Origin of the sequence: Chthoniobacter sp. (assembly GCF_040003245.1) — a bacterium.
Lineage (GTDB): Bacteria > Verrucomicrobiota > Verrucomicrobiia > Chthoniobacterales > Chthoniobacteraceae > Chthoniobacter.
On the sequence record NZ_JBDUCX010000154.1, the window covers coordinates 1 to 15,813 of the forward strand.

General features: G+C 62.2%; 17 protein-coding genes. 4 read left to right on the forward strand and 13 right to left on the reverse strand.

The window, feature by feature from the left end; genetic code table 11:
• Both argS and ABJF10_RS19660 read right to left on the reverse strand, forming a co-directional pair.
• Positions 1-1,549, reverse strand: a 1,549-nt coding sequence (gene argS / locus ABJF10_RS19655) for an arginine--tRNA ligase (protein ID WP_348546309.1), incomplete at its 3' end; no start/stop codon positions are given.
• 130 nt (positions 1,550-1,679) lie between these two features.
• The gene (locus tag ABJF10_RS19660) at positions 1,680-2,150 is read right to left on the reverse strand and encodes a PTS sugar transporter subunit IIA (RefSeq protein ID WP_348546310.1); all 471 of its coding nucleotides are present in this window, start codon (positions 2,148-2,150) and stop codon (positions 1,680-1,682) included.
• Between the two features lie 231 nt (positions 2,151-2,381).
• On the opposite strand from ABJF10_RS19660, the gene glgA reads away from it, so the two are divergent.
• Positions 2,382-3,821, forward strand: coding sequence for a glycogen synthase GlgA (gene glgA / locus ABJF10_RS19665; protein WP_348546311.1), 1,440 nt, complete (start codon positions 2,382-2,384; stop codon positions 3,819-3,821).
• Positions 3,822-3,824: 3 nt separating this feature from the next.
• Positions 3,825-5,147 carry an aspartate aminotransferase family protein gene (locus ABJF10_RS19670; protein WP_348546312.1) on the forward strand — a complete coding sequence of 441 codons (1,323 nt, stop codon included), beginning with the start codon at positions 3,825-3,827 and terminating at the stop codon, positions 5,145-5,147.
• Here the strand turns inward: ABJF10_RS19670 and ABJF10_RS19675 are convergent.
• The 5 genes from ABJF10_RS19675 to ABJF10_RS19695 form a co-directional block, all read right to left on the reverse strand.
• Entirely contained in the window at positions 5,108-5,425 is a 318-nt protein-coding gene (locus ABJF10_RS19675) for a Dabb family protein (protein WP_348546313.1), read from the reverse strand. The two genes, ABJF10_RS19670 and ABJF10_RS19675, sit on opposite strands and share 40 nt — an antisense overlap.
• 91 nt (positions 5,426-5,516) lie before the next feature.
• Positions 5,517-5,888, reverse strand: coding sequence for an NADH-quinone oxidoreductase subunit A (locus tag ABJF10_RS19680; protein WP_348546314.1), 372 nt, complete (start codon positions 5,886-5,888; stop codon positions 5,517-5,519).
• A 31-nt stretch (positions 5,889-5,919) separates the two neighbouring features.
• Positions 5,920-6,237: a hypothetical protein gene (locus ABJF10_RS19685; RefSeq protein WP_348546315.1), complete on the reverse strand. Its 318-nt coding sequence runs from the start codon at positions 6,235-6,237 to the stop codon at positions 5,920-5,922.
• A gap of 68 nt (positions 6,238-6,305) precedes the next feature.
• The gene (locus ABJF10_RS19690) at positions 6,306-8,177 is read right to left on the reverse strand and encodes a hypothetical protein (RefSeq protein ID WP_348546316.1); all 1,872 of its coding nucleotides are present in this window, start codon (positions 8,175-8,177) and stop codon (positions 6,306-6,308) included.
• A gap of 109 nt (positions 8,178-8,286) precedes the next feature.
• Positions 8,287-8,844 carry a hypothetical protein gene (locus ABJF10_RS19695; protein ID WP_348546317.1) on the reverse strand — a complete coding sequence of 186 codons (558 nt, stop codon included), beginning with the start codon at positions 8,842-8,844 and terminating at the stop codon, positions 8,287-8,289.
• A gap of 120 nt (positions 8,845-8,964) precedes the next feature.
• Here ABJF10_RS19695 and ruvA point away from each other — a divergent pair, with 120 nt between their 5' ends.
• A complete protein-coding gene (gene ruvA / locus ABJF10_RS19700) occupies positions 8,965-9,570 on the forward strand; it encodes a Holliday junction branch migration protein RuvA (protein WP_348546318.1) in 606 nt (201 codons plus the stop codon).
• 622 nt (positions 9,571-10,192) lie between these two features.
• The gene (locus ABJF10_RS19705) at positions 10,193-11,497 is read left to right on the forward strand and encodes a hypothetical protein (RefSeq protein WP_348546319.1); all 1,305 of its coding nucleotides are present in this window, start codon (positions 10,193-10,195) and stop codon (positions 11,495-11,497) included.
• Between the two features lie 117 nt (positions 11,498-11,614).
• Here the strand turns inward: ABJF10_RS19705 and ABJF10_RS19710 are convergent, their stop codons facing one another.
• From ABJF10_RS19710 to ABJF10_RS19735, 6 genes are all read right to left on the reverse strand, one after another.
• Positions 11,615-12,934, reverse strand: coding sequence for an ATP-dependent Clp protease proteolytic subunit (locus tag ABJF10_RS19710; RefSeq protein WP_348546320.1), 1,320 nt, complete (start codon positions 12,932-12,934; stop codon positions 11,615-11,617).
• Positions 12,935-13,022: 88 nt separating this feature from the next.
• The gene (locus ABJF10_RS19715; protein ID WP_348546321.1) at positions 13,023-13,319 is read right to left on the reverse strand and encodes an EF-hand domain-containing protein; all 297 of its coding nucleotides are present in this window, start codon (positions 13,317-13,319) and stop codon (positions 13,023-13,025) included.
• Between the two features lie 103 nt (positions 13,320-13,422).
• Positions 13,423-13,737: an EF-hand domain-containing protein gene (locus ABJF10_RS19720; protein ID WP_348546322.1), complete on the reverse strand. Its 315-nt coding sequence runs from the start codon at positions 13,735-13,737 to the stop codon at positions 13,423-13,425.
• A gap of 712 nt (positions 13,738-14,449) precedes the next feature.
• Entirely contained in the window at positions 14,450-14,959 is a 510-nt protein-coding gene (locus ABJF10_RS19725) for a DUF4188 domain-containing protein (RefSeq protein ID WP_348546323.1), read from the reverse strand.
• Between the two features lie 54 nt (positions 14,960-15,013).
• On the reverse strand, positions 15,014-15,301 hold the full coding sequence (locus ABJF10_RS19730; protein ID WP_348546324.1) for a helix-turn-helix domain-containing protein: 288 nt from the start codon (positions 15,299-15,301) through the stop codon (positions 15,014-15,016).
• Positions 15,302-15,304: 3 nt separating this feature from the next.
• Complete coding sequence (locus ABJF10_RS19735; RefSeq protein ID WP_348546325.1) at positions 15,305-15,613, reverse strand: type II toxin-antitoxin system RelE/ParE family toxin; 309 nt, start codon at positions 15,611-15,613, stop codon at positions 15,305-15,307.
• Between the last annotated feature and the right edge of the window lie 200 nt (positions 15,614-15,813).

Sequence of the window (15,813 nt, forward strand, 5' to 3'; positions counted from 1 at the left end):
CGCCGAATTGCAGGAGCTTTTTGGCGAGGACTTGTTCGGCGGGCTCGGCGAGGAGGACTTCGGCCTTTTCGCCGGTCGCGATCCCCTGCTCTTCGGCTTTGCGGAAGATGGAGCGGATGCGGACGTAGCTGTATTGCAGATACGGGGCGGTGTTGCCTTGGAAGCTGAGCATCTTTTCCCAGGCGAAGACGTAGTCGCTCTGGCGGTTGGGCAGGAGGTCGGCGTACTTGACGGCGCCAAGGCCGACGACACGGGCGATTTCGCGGCGGTCGGCTTCGGGGGACTCGGGGTTCTTTTCCGTGACGAGGGCGAAGGCGCGCTCTTCGGCTTCGTCGAGAAGGTCCACGAGCTTGACGGTGTCGCCGCTGCGGGTCTTGAAGGGTTTGCCGTCGTCGCCGAGGACGGCGCCGAACCAGACGTGGGCGAGGCGCACGGTGGCGGCGAGGTCGGAGTGCCAGCGGCGGAAGATGGCGAAGAGCTGGCGGAAGTGGAGCTGCTGGCGGCCGTCGGTGACGTAGACGATCTCGGTGGGTGACCAGGTCTTGAGGCGGTACTCGATCGTGGCGAGGTCGGTGGTGGTGTAGTTGGACGCGCCGTCGCTCTTCTGGACGAGCGCGGGTTTGTCGTGCCAGCCGTCCTTTTCCTTAATGAGGAAAGGGTCGTCCTCGGGCTTGCCGCTTTTATCGCTGAAGACGCACCACGCGCCCTCGCTCTCACGGGCGATGCCGCGCTCGCGCAATTGCGCCACGAGGTCCTTGAGCTGCGGGTTGTAGAAGCTTTCGCCGAGGGCCACGTCGAAGCGCACGCCGAGGCGGCGGTAGACGGTGTCGAATTGCGCCTGGGAAAGGCGGATCATCTCGTGCCAGAGGTCGAGGTTTTCGGCGTCGCCGGACTGGAGTTTGACCAGCTCCTGCTTGGCGGTCTCCAGCGTGGCGGGGTCGGCTTTGCAGCGGGCCGAGATGAGCTTGTAGATGCGCTCCATTTCCAACAGCGGGTCGGCGGCGAGGGCTTCCTGGTTGAGTTCGGTCTTCCAGCCGAGGAGGATCATGCCGAACTGCGTGCCCCAGTCGCCGATGTGGTTGTCGCGGATGACGCGGTGGCCGATGAATTCGGCGATGCGCGAGAGGGCGTCGCCAAGGAAGGTGGAGCGGATGTGGCCGACGTGCATCGGCTTGGCGACGTTCGGGGAGCTGAAGTCGATGACGAGGGTCTTCGCTTGCTCCGGCTGTGGGACGCCCAGGCGGGTGTCGGTGAGAAACTCGGTAAAGTGCTGCGCAAGCCACTCGGGCTTGAGGCGGAAGTTGATGAAGCCGGCGCCGGCGATTTCCAGCGGGGCGCACAGGTCGGCGACGTCGAGGGCGTCGATGATCTTCTGGGCAAACTGACGCGGGTTGCCGCGCCGCTGCTGCTGCCCGGCGAGGACCATCGCGATGTTGGTCTGGTAGTCGCCGAAGCGGGCGTCGGTGGCGGCCTGGACGCGGGCTTCGACGGGGCCGAAGCCGGCGGTGGCGGCGCGGAGTTTGGATTCGAGAAGGGCGGAGATGGTCATTCCTTTGGTGCTTCAACCCTTTCAGGGTTGTGACGGATTTGGTGGTTACCCAGGGTAGCTCGTTCCTCGCAACCCTGGGCTGGATGATTGAACGCCGTTGGCGTTCCCATCCGTCCCAGGCTTTTCCGTCTCAGGCTTTTCCGGCGCTGTCGTTTTCGAAGATGCTTAGGATCTCGCCGGCGGAGACGGCGGTGCCGAGCCGCTCGCGGACGGAGCGGTCGTTGAGGAATTTCGCGATCGCGGCGAGGGTGCGGAGGTGGGTCTGGAACTGGTCCTTGGGCACGACGAAGAGGACGATGAATTTCACCGGAGCGTTGTCGAGGGAATCGAACTCGATGCCAGTGGTGGAACGGCCGAAAGCGGCGACCACCTTGTCCACGCGATCGGAGGAGGCGTGGGGGATGGCGATGCCGAAACCGATGCCGGTGCTCATGGTCTCTTCGCGCTGGCGCAGGGCGCCGAGGACGACGTCGCGATCGGCAGGCTTGACCTGCTTCTGGGCGACGAGCAAATCGACGAGTTCGACAATGGCGCTCCATCGTTCGGCCGATTTCATTTCCGGGAGGATTTGATCGACAGTGAGTAGATTACCTAGCGTCATTGATGAGAGAGTGGCCCTAGAGGAAGGGTGGCCGACTCTAACAATGAAGGGTTCGTTGACAAGCGAGATTTGGACGCCTCGAAGACGGGGAGGGCGGGCTGGGGAGCAAGGCGCTCAGTGGAAGATGGGCAATGGAATATGGAAAATGGAAATGAGGGGCTAGAGTAGACCGGGCGCTTTTGCGCAAATCCTTCTCGCCTCGCGCAGGGGCTTCCGCCATTTCTCGGGGGCATGAAGATTCTTTTTACCGGGAGCGAAATGGCTCCCCTCGCGCGCACCGGCGGACTGGGCGACGTGATGGAAGCGCTCCCCGCAGCCCTGGCGGCCCAAGGCCATGAGGTGAGCGTGGTGCTGCCCTGCTACCGGGGGCTGCCGGAGCGGCAGGATCTGAATGTGCAAAGCACCGGTGTGGAGATCGAGGTATCGGTGGGCTACAAGCGGTTGACGGCGGAAATCCTCGAATGCACGGCGCCCAATGGGGTGCAGGTCTTCCTCGTGAAACAGGACGAGTATTTTGACCGGACAGGGCTTTATGGGGTGGACGGCGTGGATTACACGGACAACGCCGAACGGTTCATCTACTTCTCGCGGGCGGTGGTGGAGCTGGCGCGCCGGGCCATGCCGCCGCCGGATATCGTGCACGCGCACGACTGGCAGGTGGGGCTGGTGCCGGTGCTGGTCAAGGAGCGCAAGCTGCCCTTCAAGACGGTGCTGACGATTCACAATCTCGCCTACCAGGGAAGCTTCTGGGGGCTCGATTTCGGGCTGACGAATCTGCCGGGGCACTACTTCGGAGCCTCGGGCGTGGAGTTTTACGGAAACCTCAATCTGCTCAAGGGCGGGATCGTTTATGCTGACGCGATCACCACGGTGAGCCAGCGCTATGCGAAGGAAATCACGACATCGGAAGGCGGCGCGGGGCTCGATGTCGTGATGCGCGAGCAGGCACACAAGCTGACCGGCATCCTCAACGGCGTGGACTACGATATTTGGGATCCGGCCAAGGACGCGTTGCTGCCGAAAAAATATTCGCAGAAAACTCTCACGGGGAAACAGAAGTGCCGGGAGGAATTGCTCGCTCAGATGGGGCTGGCGCCCAAGCCGGCGGGACCGGTGCTGGTCATGGTCACGCGGCTGACGCACCAGAAGGGCATCGAGTTGCTCTTTCCCCTCCTCGATCGACTGCTGGCGGATGACGTACGCCTCGTTATACTCGGCGAGGGGCACGCGGCCTTCGAGAGCGAGCTGATGGTCGCCAGCCGCCGGCATCCCGAGCGCTTTGCCTACCGGCAGAGCATGGATGAAACGCTCGCGCACCTGATCTACGCGGGCGGCGATGTCTTCCTCATGCCGTCGCAGTACGAGCCGTGCGGGTTGAGCGCCATGTATGCGCTGAAGTATGGCACCCTGCCGGTCGCCCACGCAACGGGCGGACTGTACGAGAGCGTGCAGGACTACGACCCCACGAACGGCAGCGGAAACGGCTTCCTCTTTTACGACTTCACGGTGGAGGCATTCTGGGACGCGCTGATGCGCGTGCGCGGCTATTTCACCGATGCGGAACGCTGGAAGAAGCTGCGGTTGCGCGCGATGGCGTGTGACTTTTCCTGGTCGACCGCGGTGCCTCGCTACGAGGAAGTTTACACGCGCGTCTTGCGCGGCAAAGCCTGAGCCTTGCTGCCGGAAATCATCACTCCCATCCCCGGTCCGCGCTCGCGGGAGCTCGCCGGGAAGTTGCGTCGCCACGAATCGCAGAACGTGACCTACCTGGCGGAGGACTTTCCCGTCTTCTGGCAGCGGGCGGCGGGCACGAATGTGTGGGACGCGGATGGCAACCGCTACCTGGATCTCACCTCGGCCTTCGGGGTGAGCGGGCTCGGGCACACGAATCCGCAAGTGCGAGCAGCGCTGGTCGCGCAATCGGCGGACCTCCTGCACGCCATGGGCGATGTGCACCCGACGGCGGTGAAGACGGAACTGTGCGCACAGCTCAGCGCCCTGACCTTTGAACGCTGGGGCGCGGGCCCCGGCAAAGTGGTGCTGGGAAACTCGGGCTCGGACGCGATCGAGGCGGCGTTGAAGACGTCGCTGCTCTACACGGGCAACGCGGGAGTGATTGCTTTCACGGGCGCGTATCATGGGCTCGGACTCGGCGCACTGAGCACGGTGGGCATTCCCTTCTTTCGCGAGCCGTTTCGCACGCAACTGAAAGAGTTCGCGACGCTGCTCCCCTACCCTTTCGGCCCGGCCGGGGACATGTTGCGATTGCGCAAGGAGCTCGTGGCGACGATTCAACGGCGGGCGATCGGCTGCATCCTGGTGGAACCCATCCAGGGGCGGGGCGGCTGTGTGGTGCCTCCCGCGGAATTCCTGCCCATGCTCCGCACTGTGTGCGACGAGTATGGCCTGCTGCTGGTGCTGGATGAGATTTACACGGGGTTCAATCGCACCGGCGCGCTTTTCGCCTGCGAAGACAGCAAGGTGGTGCCGGACATCGTGTGTCTCGGGAAGGCGCTGACCGGAGGTTTCCCGCTTTCGGCGTGCGTCGGGCGGGCCGACGTCATGGATGCCTGGCCGCCGTCATCGGGCGAGGCGCTGCACACGACCACTTTTCTCGGCAATCCGCTAGGCTGCGCGATGGCGCTGGCGGCGCTGGCCGAGCACGCCCGGCCGGCAGTGGCGGCGCAAGTACAGGCCAGTGGTCAGCGATTAAAAAGCGCCTTGGAAAAGATGCGCTCACCGCACATCTGGAACGTGCGCGGACGCGGGCTGATGCTCGGCGTGGAATTGATCAAGGCGGACGGCGCGCCCTTCACCGACCTGGCCATTGCGATCGTCACGCGGGCGCTCCAGGACGGCCTGCTGCTGCTGGCCGATGGGCCCGCCAGCAACGTCCTCAGTATCACCCCGCCGTTCTCCATCGATGACGAGGAGATCGCCTTCGTCGCGGCGCGACTTCAGGAGTATTTGACGGCCTTACCCGGCTCCATCTCGTAATTGAGCGAGAGGGCCGCGACGGTGTGCGGCTTGATGACGTCGGCCACGAATTTCATATAGATGGCCTCGTCCTGCACCATGGCCTGCTTCTCCATGGACTCGAAATCGAGAGCGATGAAGAAAGGCCATTCCGACTTCGGATCAATGTTCTTCCCGCACTTTACGCTGAGGATTTCGGAGATCTTGAGCAGCGTCATGCGCGTCGTGATCATGAGGCTCTCCAGCTTGACCGGGGTGACCTCCGGCTGGAGTTTGTAGAGCGTGACGTGATGAACCATGCGAAATAGATTTGTGCAGAAATACGGAGGCGTGGCTATGACGGAGTGCGAAAATTTTCCGCCCTCGAGGCCGCACCAAGGATGAGGTCGATCAGCGCTTCCAGTCGAGCGCGCCCTTCATGATGGCATATACATAGCCGACGGTGAGGACACCGACGAAACTGAGCATGGACCAGAAGATACCCGCGCCGTGATGGGCGATGTAATCCCGATAGATGACCGCCCACGGATACATGAAGACGATCTCGATATCGAAAAGGATGAAGAGCATCGCCACCAGGTAGAACTTCACGCTGAAGCGCGGCTGGGCCTCGGGCGAGGCGATCATGCCGCACTCGTAGGCGGTGTCCTTGGTGGCGTTCTTCTTGGTGGCCTTGCCCAAGATCACGCTCGTGATGAGCGCGCCGGCGGCAAAGCCAATGGCGACGATTACCTGCAAGAAAATCGGTAGATATTCTTTCATATCCCTGATTCAACCCGGCTGCGTGAACGACTCAGACGGCAGCGGCGGGAGCCGGAGCGGGAGGAGGCGTCGTCTGGAGCGTGGCGAGCTGCTTGGGAATGCCTTTATACTTCTTCTGTTCCTTTTTGACCATGCCACGGGCAACCAGATTCTGCAGCTTCTCGTAAGCGCGCAGGCGCAACATTTCTTCACCGCCACTCGCCGCATTGCGGGCCCGAAGATTCTCGTGGACCACGTCGAAGAGATCCTTGAACTCGAAGGTGGTTTTCGAGGAAAGAACAGAGGCCAGTTCTTCAGTTACCAGATCAGGAAGCCGACGGGAGAAAGCGGTTTTCTTGTGAATAGGCATAGGAAGGCCAGATTAGCACATCTTGTCCAATTCACGAATGAAATCTTTCGTCCAGCCGCAATTTCTGCTTATAGCTGGGGGGCTGGCGCGGGGGGAGGAGCGGGCTTTTCGGGCTGGGGCGCGGGCTCCGGTGGCGCGGGTGGAGCCTCGGTGCGCGGCGGCTGATCTGTCGGGGGAACTACCGGTGGCGGCGACAGTTGCAGCGAAGACGGATCCAGCTTCAAACCGCCGGAAAGGGCATTTTCGATCATCGGGAAGGCCGCGACAATCGCCCCGCCGACGGTCACGCCGACCACTTGATTGAAAGTGAGCGGACCGACCGACTCGATCAGGGTGCCATCGGCGGAAACAGACTGGGAATAAACCGCCGGCGAGAGGTGTTTGCTGATCGATTCCGTGCCCGGCAACTTGCCCGCATCGACGTATTTCGCGGAGTCGGGTGAGAAGGCGAGCGTCATGGCGAGGAACGGCCGCAGGGTGCCGTAGGAACGCTCCACCAGCGTTTTCAGGTCGATGTAGCCGAAACCGGAAGTGGGCGTGCCGACGGACTTGGCGGCTTGCGCGAAGGCGGGCGACGAGGCGATGGCTGGTTTGCCATTCGCGAGCTGTCCGAGGCCGGCAAGCACCTCCGCCTGGCTGAAGCCGATGACCGCAAAATGGTCGGTGAGCGCGATGGTCGGCGTGAAGGCGATGAGACCTTCCGCCGGCGGACTCTGGAAGAGGGTGACGCCGTCCTTTTCCTGCCGGCCCCACGCCGCACCCGCGAGGCCGCCAGTGAAGGCCTCGACGAAGCCCTTGGCCGTCGCTGCGTCGCGCACATCCATCGTCAGGAGGGTCGAGGGCTGCGGTGCGCCCGGCGCCCAACCGAGGAGGGTGCCGAACTCCGGTCCGAACGCCTTGCCGAAATCGCCCAGCTTGAGGCCCTTCGCAGTCAGTCCGCTTTCGAAGCCGAGGAAGCCCGGGACCATGGTGCGGAAGACGCCGAGCGAAGTGTCTGCGACGTCGATCGTCGCGGGCAGCGCGGTTGAGTAGGTGAGAAAGGTATTGGCGTCACTCAGGGCGAGGGCGTTTTGGGCCAGCGGCGCTTCAGGGGCATTGCCGGGGCTGAGGATGAAAAGCGTGTCGCGCATGAGGGCATCCTCGAACTTCGTCCCCGCGGCGATGGCCTGGATCTTCTTCCAATCGGCGATTTGCTTCGGATCGGGCGCCTGGCCGGCGGCGACGAGCAGCGAAATGATCCGGTCGGAGATTGAGCCGACCTGGGTGAAAAGCACCACCTCGCCATCCGCGGGCAGGTGCGCGGTGCTCTTGCGGAAAAGATCGTTCTCCCCGAGCGCCAGCGGGCCGAGCCCGTGACCGGCGATATCGACGGTGTGCCGCAGCAGTTCCATGTCGTTCGAGACGAAATACCAGTCCTCGCAGAAGGCCTCGCCGATGGTCGTGTCCTGATAAGTAAACGTCTCGATTTCGGTGCCGCCCTGCATCGTGAGATCGGATTTTCCGGCGGGCCAGTTTTTCTTCAGCTCGGCGCGCGACTCGGCGAGCAGGGCATCCACGTCCGCCTTGCGTCCGGCGAAGGAAAAGCCGCCGATGAAGCGCGGCGAATTGCCCTCGATGGAGGTAACGGCGACGAAGGCCTCGCCCGGTTCCACGTGCTCGAGCTGGGCGAGCTTCTGGTCCCAGAGTTTCATCTGCGGGGCGCTGGCGCGGGGCTTGGCGAGAAAGGCTTTGACCTCGGGTTCGGCGCCGATCTGGGCGAGCGCGGTCTTCGGCCAGCGCTCGGCGGTGCGGCGCAGGTCGGGGAAATGGGCGAAGAAGATCGTTTCCGCCGGAGCCAGCTCGGTGGCCCGGATGTGATGCACTGTCCGCTTGTTGAAATACAGGAACCCCACCGCGGCGATGGCCACGAAGACGATGACTGCCGGGATGACTTTCTTCATAGGTTGCGGCCGGCAATGAACGCGGAAACCGGTCCGGTGCGAAGATTATTTCAAAGGGGCTGCGGGTGAGGGGCATCTTACCGGGGCTGCCCGTGGGCTCCCGGAGCGGTCAGGGCGACTGATAGACACCCACCGTGCGCAACCCTTCCAGACTGACCTCGAAGACCTCGATGCTGATCGGCCAGGCGGTGGCGTGGATGGCCTCATTCACCATCGGATAGTAGTCCTGGTAATTGCTGGCCAACGCCGGGAAAACATAGGCGGTGAAGCGGCTCGGCACCACGAGCAGCACCTTGTCGCCGAGGGTGTCGCGAAACATTTCGAGGAACTTCGGCGCGAGTACGGCGCTGGCCACGATGGGGCGGTCGGAGGTGAGTTCGGCGTACTGGATGACCTGCTTGTTGTTCCGCTCGTAGCGGGGCTTAAGGGTGGCGAGGTCGGCGGCGGAAGCGAGGGCGGCGCGCCGCTCGATCTCCGCGCGGTCGACCTGGAAGCGGTCCCAGATCGCCCGGGAAGGAAACAGATAATCAACCCCGTCGACCACCACGGGGGCGAGGACGGTGCGCTGGGCGCCGGGGATTTCCCAGGCGATCTCGCGGTGCATGGACTTTGGCTCGAGGATGACGCGCCAGGGCTCGGCGGCGGTGAGCGAAGTTTCTGGTTCCACTGCGGATACCGCACTCGCTGCGGAAAACCAGAAACCAGAAACCAGAAACCAGAAACCCAGCGAAGCGCCCCGCCACACTTTCCTCTTTGCGCTCCCGCCTGCTCCCGTATCTTCCGCGCGATGATCACCTTTCTCGAAGGCAAGCTCGCCGAGGCGTTGCCCACGCACGTCGTCGTCAATGTTCAGGGTGTGGGGTATCATGTGCAGATTCCTCTTTCGAGTTACGACAAGCTCCCCGTCGTGGGAGCCTCGATCAAGATATTAACGCACCTCGCCATTCGCGAAGACGCGCACGTGCTCTACGGCTTCATGAGCCATGCGGAGCGCGATCTCTTCCGGTTGCTCGTGACGCACGTGAGCGGCATCGGGCCGAAGACGGCGCTCGACGTGTTGAGCGGGACGACGGTGGGGAATTTCAAGGCCGCGGTGGTCGCGGGCGATGCGGCGCTGCTCGCCAAGAGCAAGGGGATCGGCAAGAAAACAGCCGAGCGGATCATCGTGGAACTCAAGGACAAGGTGGGCATCGCGGCGGCGTGGGAGGCGGCCAGTGCTGCGCACGCGCCGACGCCGGAGGAAGCGAAGATCACGGATGCGGTGCTGGGCCTGATCGCGCTGGGCTACAAGCAAGTGGACGCGCACAAGGCGGTAAAGCAGGCGCAGGAAAAAGGCGGCCCGGCGTTGACGACCGAGGATCTCGTGCGGCAGGCGCTGAAGATTCTGATATGATCGCCACCAAGGGCAAGACGTGAATCCCAACGGTAAACTCATCGTCCAATTGGCGGGCCTTCTTCTCGCCTTACCGCTCCTATATGTGCTGAGCAGCGGCCCTCTTCTCCACTACGCCGAACAGGCAAAAGAACCATCGCAGACCTACCCGACAAGCAACCCCTTTCCCTCGATCACGGACAAAGCACGGGTTCATCGCGCCCGGGCATTTTACAAACCAATGCTTTGGGCGGCAAGAATCGGACATTGGGAGAGTCCGCTGTTTGCCTATCTACGGATATGGAATGTTTTTCCGATTCGTACGGGCCACGATGACCACGTTTTCTTTATGGTCGTTTCCGAACCGTGACGACCGAGGATCTCGTGCGGCAGGCGCTGAAGATTCTCATTTGACCGGCAAATAGCGTGCATTTGGCGCGTAAAACGCGATTTTCGGCAATGGAGCCAACAGAGCCAATGGAGGCTGTCACGATTGCGGACACGCGATATTTCATTGGCATTTGGGGCTGACTTCGCACTCCTTTACCGGGTTCGATGAACCCGGCTACAGCTACCGCCTGCGCCACGACCGTATCTCGTCCACCAACCGCATGAGCCTGCAGCCTACTTTCAATCTTCCTTGATGGACGCGTCGCACGACCGCATCGCCGCGATCCGCGCGGCTTTTCCGCCGGAAGGACTTTTTGCCGACAAGGACTGGCTGCTCTCGCCGGAGCCGTTCGTGATCGATGCGAAGCTGGCCGAGCAACTGGACAAGCTCGGGCACCGGCTCAATCTCTTCAACCGGGCCTGCAATGAACTGTACCAGCGCAGCGTCTCGGGCAAGCAACCGGCGTGGATCGCGGATTATCTCGACCGGGGCAAGCCGGCGGAGCTGGTGGAGTTTTCGCGGCGCAAGCAATTCCGGGCGGACTTGCCGCGCGTGATCCGGCCCGATCTGGTGCTGACGGAGGACGGCTTCACCATCGCGGAACTCGACACCGTGCCCGGCGGCATCGGGCTCACGGCGTGGCTGAATGCGACCTACGCGAGCTTCGGCACGCACGATGTGCTCGGCGGCGCGACGGGGATGGTGGATGGCTTCCGCGCGATCGTAGGCGACAATGCGGACATCCTCGTCTCGAAGGAAGCGGCAACCTATCGCCCGGAGATGCAGTATCTCAGCCGCGTGGCGGGCGATGGCGCCTTGCGAGTGCATGATGCGGAGACATTCGCAGTGCCGGCGCAGGGCGCGTCGCTCTATCGCTTTTTCGAGCACTTCGATCTACCGAATATCCCGACGGCGCCGGCGATCATGCAGGCCGTGGCGGACGGCACGGCGCAGATCACGCCGCCGTTCAAACCGTATCTCGAGGAGAAGCTCTGGTTTGCGCTTTTCTGGCTGCGTCCGTTGCGGGAATTCTGGCGGCGCGAGTTGAGCGAGCAGCATTTTCTCCAACTGCAAAAGGTCATCCCCTACACGTGGATTCTCGATCCGCAGATCCTGCCGCAGCACGCGGTGATCCCCGGGCTGGAGATCCAGTCGTTTGAGGAGGTGAAGCACTTTTCGCAAAAGCAGCGGGAGCTCATCTTGAAGATCAGCGGCTTTCACGAAACCGCGTGGGGCAGCCGCAGCGTGGTGCTCGGTTCCGATGCCTCGCAGCACGAATGGGAGACATCGATCAGCGAGGCACTGGCCGAGTTTCCGCAGCACCCGTACATCCTCCAGCGCTTTCACAAGGGGCGGCTGGTGGACCAGCGTTTCCTCAACGCCGCCGGGGAGATCGAGACGATGCACGGGCGGGTGCGGCTGTGTCCTTACTACTTCGTGATCGACGGCAAGGCCGTGTTGCGCGGCGGGTTGGCCACCGTCTGCCCCGCGGACAAGAAGCTGCTCCATGGGATGAAGGACGCGATCATGGTGCCGACGGCGGTGGCGGCGGGGTGAGAAAAAGGCGAAAGGCGAAGGGCGGAAGGCGATGGATTAAACTTCTTTAAAGTCGAAACAAGCGACGCGGTGATCATGACATCGCCCTGCGCTTTTGCCCTTCGCCCTGGCTTCGCGCTATTCCACCCGGTAGTAGCCGTCCGGATTGTGCAGGTAGTAGCAATCCACCGGATTGAGATGCGGGAGCACCATGTAGGCGTGGCCTTTGGCATCGACCTTCTCGGTGGAAGCGGCGGAGCGATCGGCGGTCGCCACCTGCTGGCCGTTGCTGGCCGTGCTGCTGTCCGGATTCTTGCGCCAGGCGGTCTCGCGGCAGCGGCCCACGACCACGTCGATCCATTTCAGCTTCACGGCGTCATCGGCGAATTCCTGCCAGTCGCCCGTGGCGGTGTGGGCGTACATCTGCTTCACAAAATCCTCGGGGCTGATGCCCATCTTGGCGGCGATCGGCGTGGCCATGCGCTTCCACCATTGCTCGAGCGTCTTCAAGCCTTCGCGCTGTTCGGTGAGGTTGCCCATCATGCCATTGGAAATCTGGTGATGCAGGATGACGGCGTTCGGATAGGCATAAGAGCGCGGGGCCAGCGTGGCAATGGTCGCGGCCATGCTCGCGGCGAAGGATTTCACCACCACATAGACCGGCGCGGTGCTGCTGCCCATGGACTCGAGGATTTTGTTGCCCGCCATCACGGAGCCGCCGGGTGAATCGTCGATGACGATGAAGATCGGCCACTCCTTGTTCTTGTTGTTGAAGTAATCGATGCGCGAGCAGACGAAATCCGCGGTGGCGGCGGTGATGAGGCCATTGAGCGCGATGCGCCGGTCGGTGAGGACCAGTTCGCCATCCGCGGTGACCGGATTTTTCAAGTAAACGGGACGTTCCTCGGCGTAGGAGTCGGCCTCCTCTTCCTTGTCGCGCTGGGCGAGCTTGGCGCGCAACTCGGCGGTTTTCATGTTCCAATCGATCTCCGTGGTCTTGAAAGCATTCTGGCGCTTGGTCAGCTCCGCGGTGGCGAGCTCGGCCTCGAGTTCCGCACGATCACGCCTGGTGCGCAGCTCGATCAGTTGCGTCTGCTGGGCCGCGGCCTTGCGGGCATTCTCGAGCGCGGCGCTGCTGCTGAGTTCCTCCATCTCGATCTTGGCGGCGTCGATCTCGATTTTCTTCTCCGCGAGAATCCGGTCGGCTTTCGCCTTCAACAGGTCGCTCTCGCTTTTCAAGCGGGCGAGGTCGGCCTGGGTGGAGGCGAGTTCCTGGCGCAGTTTCTCGTCGCGCAGGGAGTTCTCCAGTTGCAGCCGGTCGCGCTCGCGAATGAGCGCGGCAACTTCATCGGTGGTAGTGACGGGGGCGGCGGATGCGGGCGGCTCCGAGTGCCCGGAAGTAACCAAACTGGCGAAAATAATCGCCACGACCATTCCCATGTGCAGAGTGCGAATCATGGGACTTGCCCAACAAGCAGGATTGCTGCCACGCGGCGAGCAGGCTGCGATTTCCCGGCGCTTCCCCAAACACGCCGTTCCGCCTCCGTTAGTTCATCTTCGACTTCTTGCCGTCCTTTTTCTTGCCGTCCGCCATCAGCTCCGCCAGCGAGAGCTTGCCATCGCCATCCTGGTCCTTCTGCTTGAAGATTTTGGCCACCTGTTTCGGCGACACATAACCGCCGAACATACTGGCTCCGTATTCTTCCAGGCTGATGCCGCCGTCGCCGTTCGTGTCGAGTTTCTTGAACAGTTGCTCCGCGCGTTTGTTCGTCGATCCCTCATCGGCCAGGGAGATGGACCCCAAAAGGCAAACCAGCAGGGCAAGAGCGAGCGGAGCTTTCATCGTGGGGCGACTACTTCGCACACGACAAAGCTGGCTTTCAAGACCGAATTGCTGCGGTCCGCGATGTCCGGCTCAAAGGCCGGCGCCCGGCGCGCGGACGCCGTTATTTGCTCTTCTTCTTATCCGGCGTCGCCGCAGGCTTTTGCGGCTGCTGATCCTGGGGAACGATGAGCAATTCCTCCTTGGAAAGCTGGCCGTCGCCGTTGCGATCCTTTTCCTTGAAAACCTTGGGCACGCGAGCCGGGGACATATTGCCGGCCATGCCGGCCTTGTACTCCTCGAGGCTGATGCTGCCATCGCCATTGGTATCGAAATTCTTGAAGGTTTGATCCAGACGCTCCTGCGCCGTTTTTTCATCGGCGAAGGCACTCACGGCAAAGGAACACAGCACGGCGGCAAGGATAAGAGGTGTTTTCATTGTTGAACGTCCACTCGACATGCGTTCGCGGGCACTTTCAAGGGAGAATTGCACAAGGCGGCGAGCCTTCCCCGGCAATACCGCCTCGCCAAAATCCGCCGCCGACCACTATTGCGCGGCGGTTGAAAACAGAGCCACATCCTCCTTCCGCAGCGATTCCATCGATATGAAGATGCGCCATCTCCCCGCCGTCGTGTTTGGCCTGGCAATCGCCGCGGCTCCAGTCTGTCAGGCTGCGGTCATCCATTCAGGGGTGACTGTGGACTCTCTGCCTCAAGCCGATGCGACTCCACCTCCCCCACCCCCTCCTCCTCCGCCGCCACCACCGCCTCCTCCACCCCGCCCTCCGCAACCACCAAAACCGGAGCCACCGGCACCGCCTATACCACCGGCTCCTCCTAACGAACCTCCGGCGGAACCTCTTCCACCCAAGTCTCCCGGGTCCCCTCCGCCTTCACCGATGGGAAATTGAATCCAAGCGAAGGGGAAGCGGCCGATTCACTGCCAGCGGAACGCAGAGGACGCAAAGAAAGGGGGTGAGGAAAGGGGGCTTGTTTTCTTCCTCCGCTGCGTTGGAAGGAAGAGGGATTTTGCGCGTGACACTCGAATCGTGAGTGACTTGCCATCCATGGCGTGCTGCTCCTTTTCAGCACGCCATGGATGGCTGTTAAAATCGCTCTGATCGACGCGAAGCAGAAGGTTCACCGAGGGATCAAACTGATCCGGTGTCCGTAGCGGAAGAACTGCTTTTCTCGCTATCGGCCTGCATCCGTTGCGCCGCCGTTTCGTGACGGCCGATGGAGGGCACGAGCGTGCCTACCTGGCCGAGCCCGAAGGGGGGCATGTGGTGGTAGATACTTTCGTACTGGCCCTCGGAGATGCGGTAGGTCTCGTGCCAAATGCCCACGTCGCCGCTCTTCCCCACCCGCTGGCGGAAGCGACCCCACGCGGGCAGGTGTTCCAGATCCGGCCGGCGCGCGTAGCTGGTGAGCGCCTCAAAGGAACGCCAGTACTGGAGCATGATGGTCGTCCGCCCAAACCAACTATGCCCGCCGAGAAATCCCAGCTCCGGCTGGCGTTCCAGTTCGGCGAGCATGCGCGGCATGTCGAGAGCCACGGGCAGCCATTGGTGAATTTTCCAAGGCCGGTTGAAGCGCATGCCAATGAGGAAAACACAAAACGGCCCTTCCATGCGGGCGCTCATGCGATCGGTGATGATCATGCCGTGACAAAAAGCCCGGCGCTCTGCTCCCGCAACGCGAAAAGCGCCACAGGATCAGGCGGCTTCCAAAATCGCCTCCGGATGCCGTGCCGCTACCCGCAGAAGCACCCGGGCCGGCCCTGTCGGACGGCGACGGCCTTGCTCCCAGTTTTGAAGTGTCTTCTCGCTGATGCCGAGCAACTGGGCGAACTTTTGCTGCGAAAGACCCAATTGACTGCGCACCCGACTCACATCGGTCGAATCTTCAACTTTGAAAACCCGCGAAGGCTTCGCCCGTCCCCCACGAATGGTCTTCATCTCGTTCACGCTTTGGAGTAATTCTTGAAGCAGTTCTTTTTTCATCGGTCAGTCTTCGAGGAGCTTTTTCAGAGTCTTTAGTTGAGCGGGCGTAAGGTCGTCTTGTTCGTTCTTTGGATAGATCAGAACCATCGAGATGATGTCGTCCGCATTCCACCAATAATAGATGATCCGTACGCCACCTCGCTTGCCACGCCCTTTCGCCGCCCAGCGAATCTTGCGGAATCCGCCCGAGTGTTGAATGAGGTCGCCCGCCGCGGGATTCTGGACGAGATGGAACTGTAGATCAGCGTAGCTTTCGTCATCGAGCAGCGCGATGACGCGCTTGGTGAAAGTGGGCGTTTCTTCAAAGACCACATGGGAGAGACTACGCCATTGGCGTAGTCCGTCAAGTGCGGCGGAATCAAAAAGCCGCCCCAGTTTCCCGGGGCGGCTTTGGTGATTTGAGAATGGCGACGGTCCTAGCCCGCCGCTACAGCGGCTGTTACTTCTTCTTCGCGGCGCGCTTTTCCTCGATCGCGGCCTGGGCGGCGGCGAGGCGGGCGACGGGCACGCGG

Bases quoted from the DNA above. Each gene is read 5' to 3' on its own strand.
- ABJF10_RS19660 (WP_348546310.1), bottom strand. From the start codon at position 2,150: ATGACGCTAGGTAATCTACTCACTGTCGATCAAATCCTCCCGGAAATG.
- glgA (WP_348546311.1), top strand. From the start codon at position 2,382: ATGAAGATTCTTTTTACCGGGAGCGAAATGGCTCCCCTCGCGCGCACC.
- ABJF10_RS19675 (WP_348546313.1), bottom strand. From the start codon at position 5,425: ATGGTTCATCACGTCACGCTCTACAAACTCCAGCCGGAGGTCACCCCG.
- ABJF10_RS19680 (WP_348546314.1), bottom strand. From the start codon at position 5,888: ATGAAAGAATATCTACCGATTTTCTTGCAGGTAATCGTCGCCATTGGC.
- ABJF10_RS19685 (WP_348546315.1), bottom strand. From the start codon at position 6,237: ATGCCTATTCACAAGAAAACCGCTTTCTCCCGTCGGCTTCCTGATCTG.
- ABJF10_RS19690 (WP_348546316.1), bottom strand. From the start codon at position 8,177: ATGAAGAAAGTCATCCCGGCAGTCATCGTCTTCGTGGCCATCGCCGCG.
- ruvA (WP_348546318.1), top strand. From the start codon at position 8,965: ATGATCACCTTTCTCGAAGGCAAGCTCGCCGAGGCGTTGCCCACGCAC.
- ABJF10_RS19705 (WP_348546319.1), top strand. From the start codon at position 10,193: ATGGACGCGTCGCACGACCGCATCGCCGCGATCCGCGCGGCTTTTCCG.
- ABJF10_RS19710 (WP_348546320.1), bottom strand. From the start codon at position 12,934: ATGATTCGCACTCTGCACATGGGAATGGTCGTGGCGATTATTTTCGCC.
- ABJF10_RS19715 (WP_348546321.1), bottom strand. From the start codon at position 13,319: ATGAAAGCTCCGCTCGCTCTTGCCCTGCTGGTTTGCCTTTTGGGGTCC.
- ABJF10_RS19720 (WP_348546322.1), bottom strand. From the start codon at position 13,737: ATGAAAACACCTCTTATCCTTGCCGCCGTGCTGTGTTCCTTTGCCGTG.
- ABJF10_RS19725 (WP_348546323.1), bottom strand. From the start codon at position 14,959: ATGATCATCACCGATCGCATGAGCGCCCGCATGGAAGGGCCGTTTTGT.
- ABJF10_RS19730 (WP_348546324.1), bottom strand. From the start codon at position 15,301: ATGAAAAAAGAACTGCTTCAAGAATTACTCCAAAGCGTGAACGAGATG.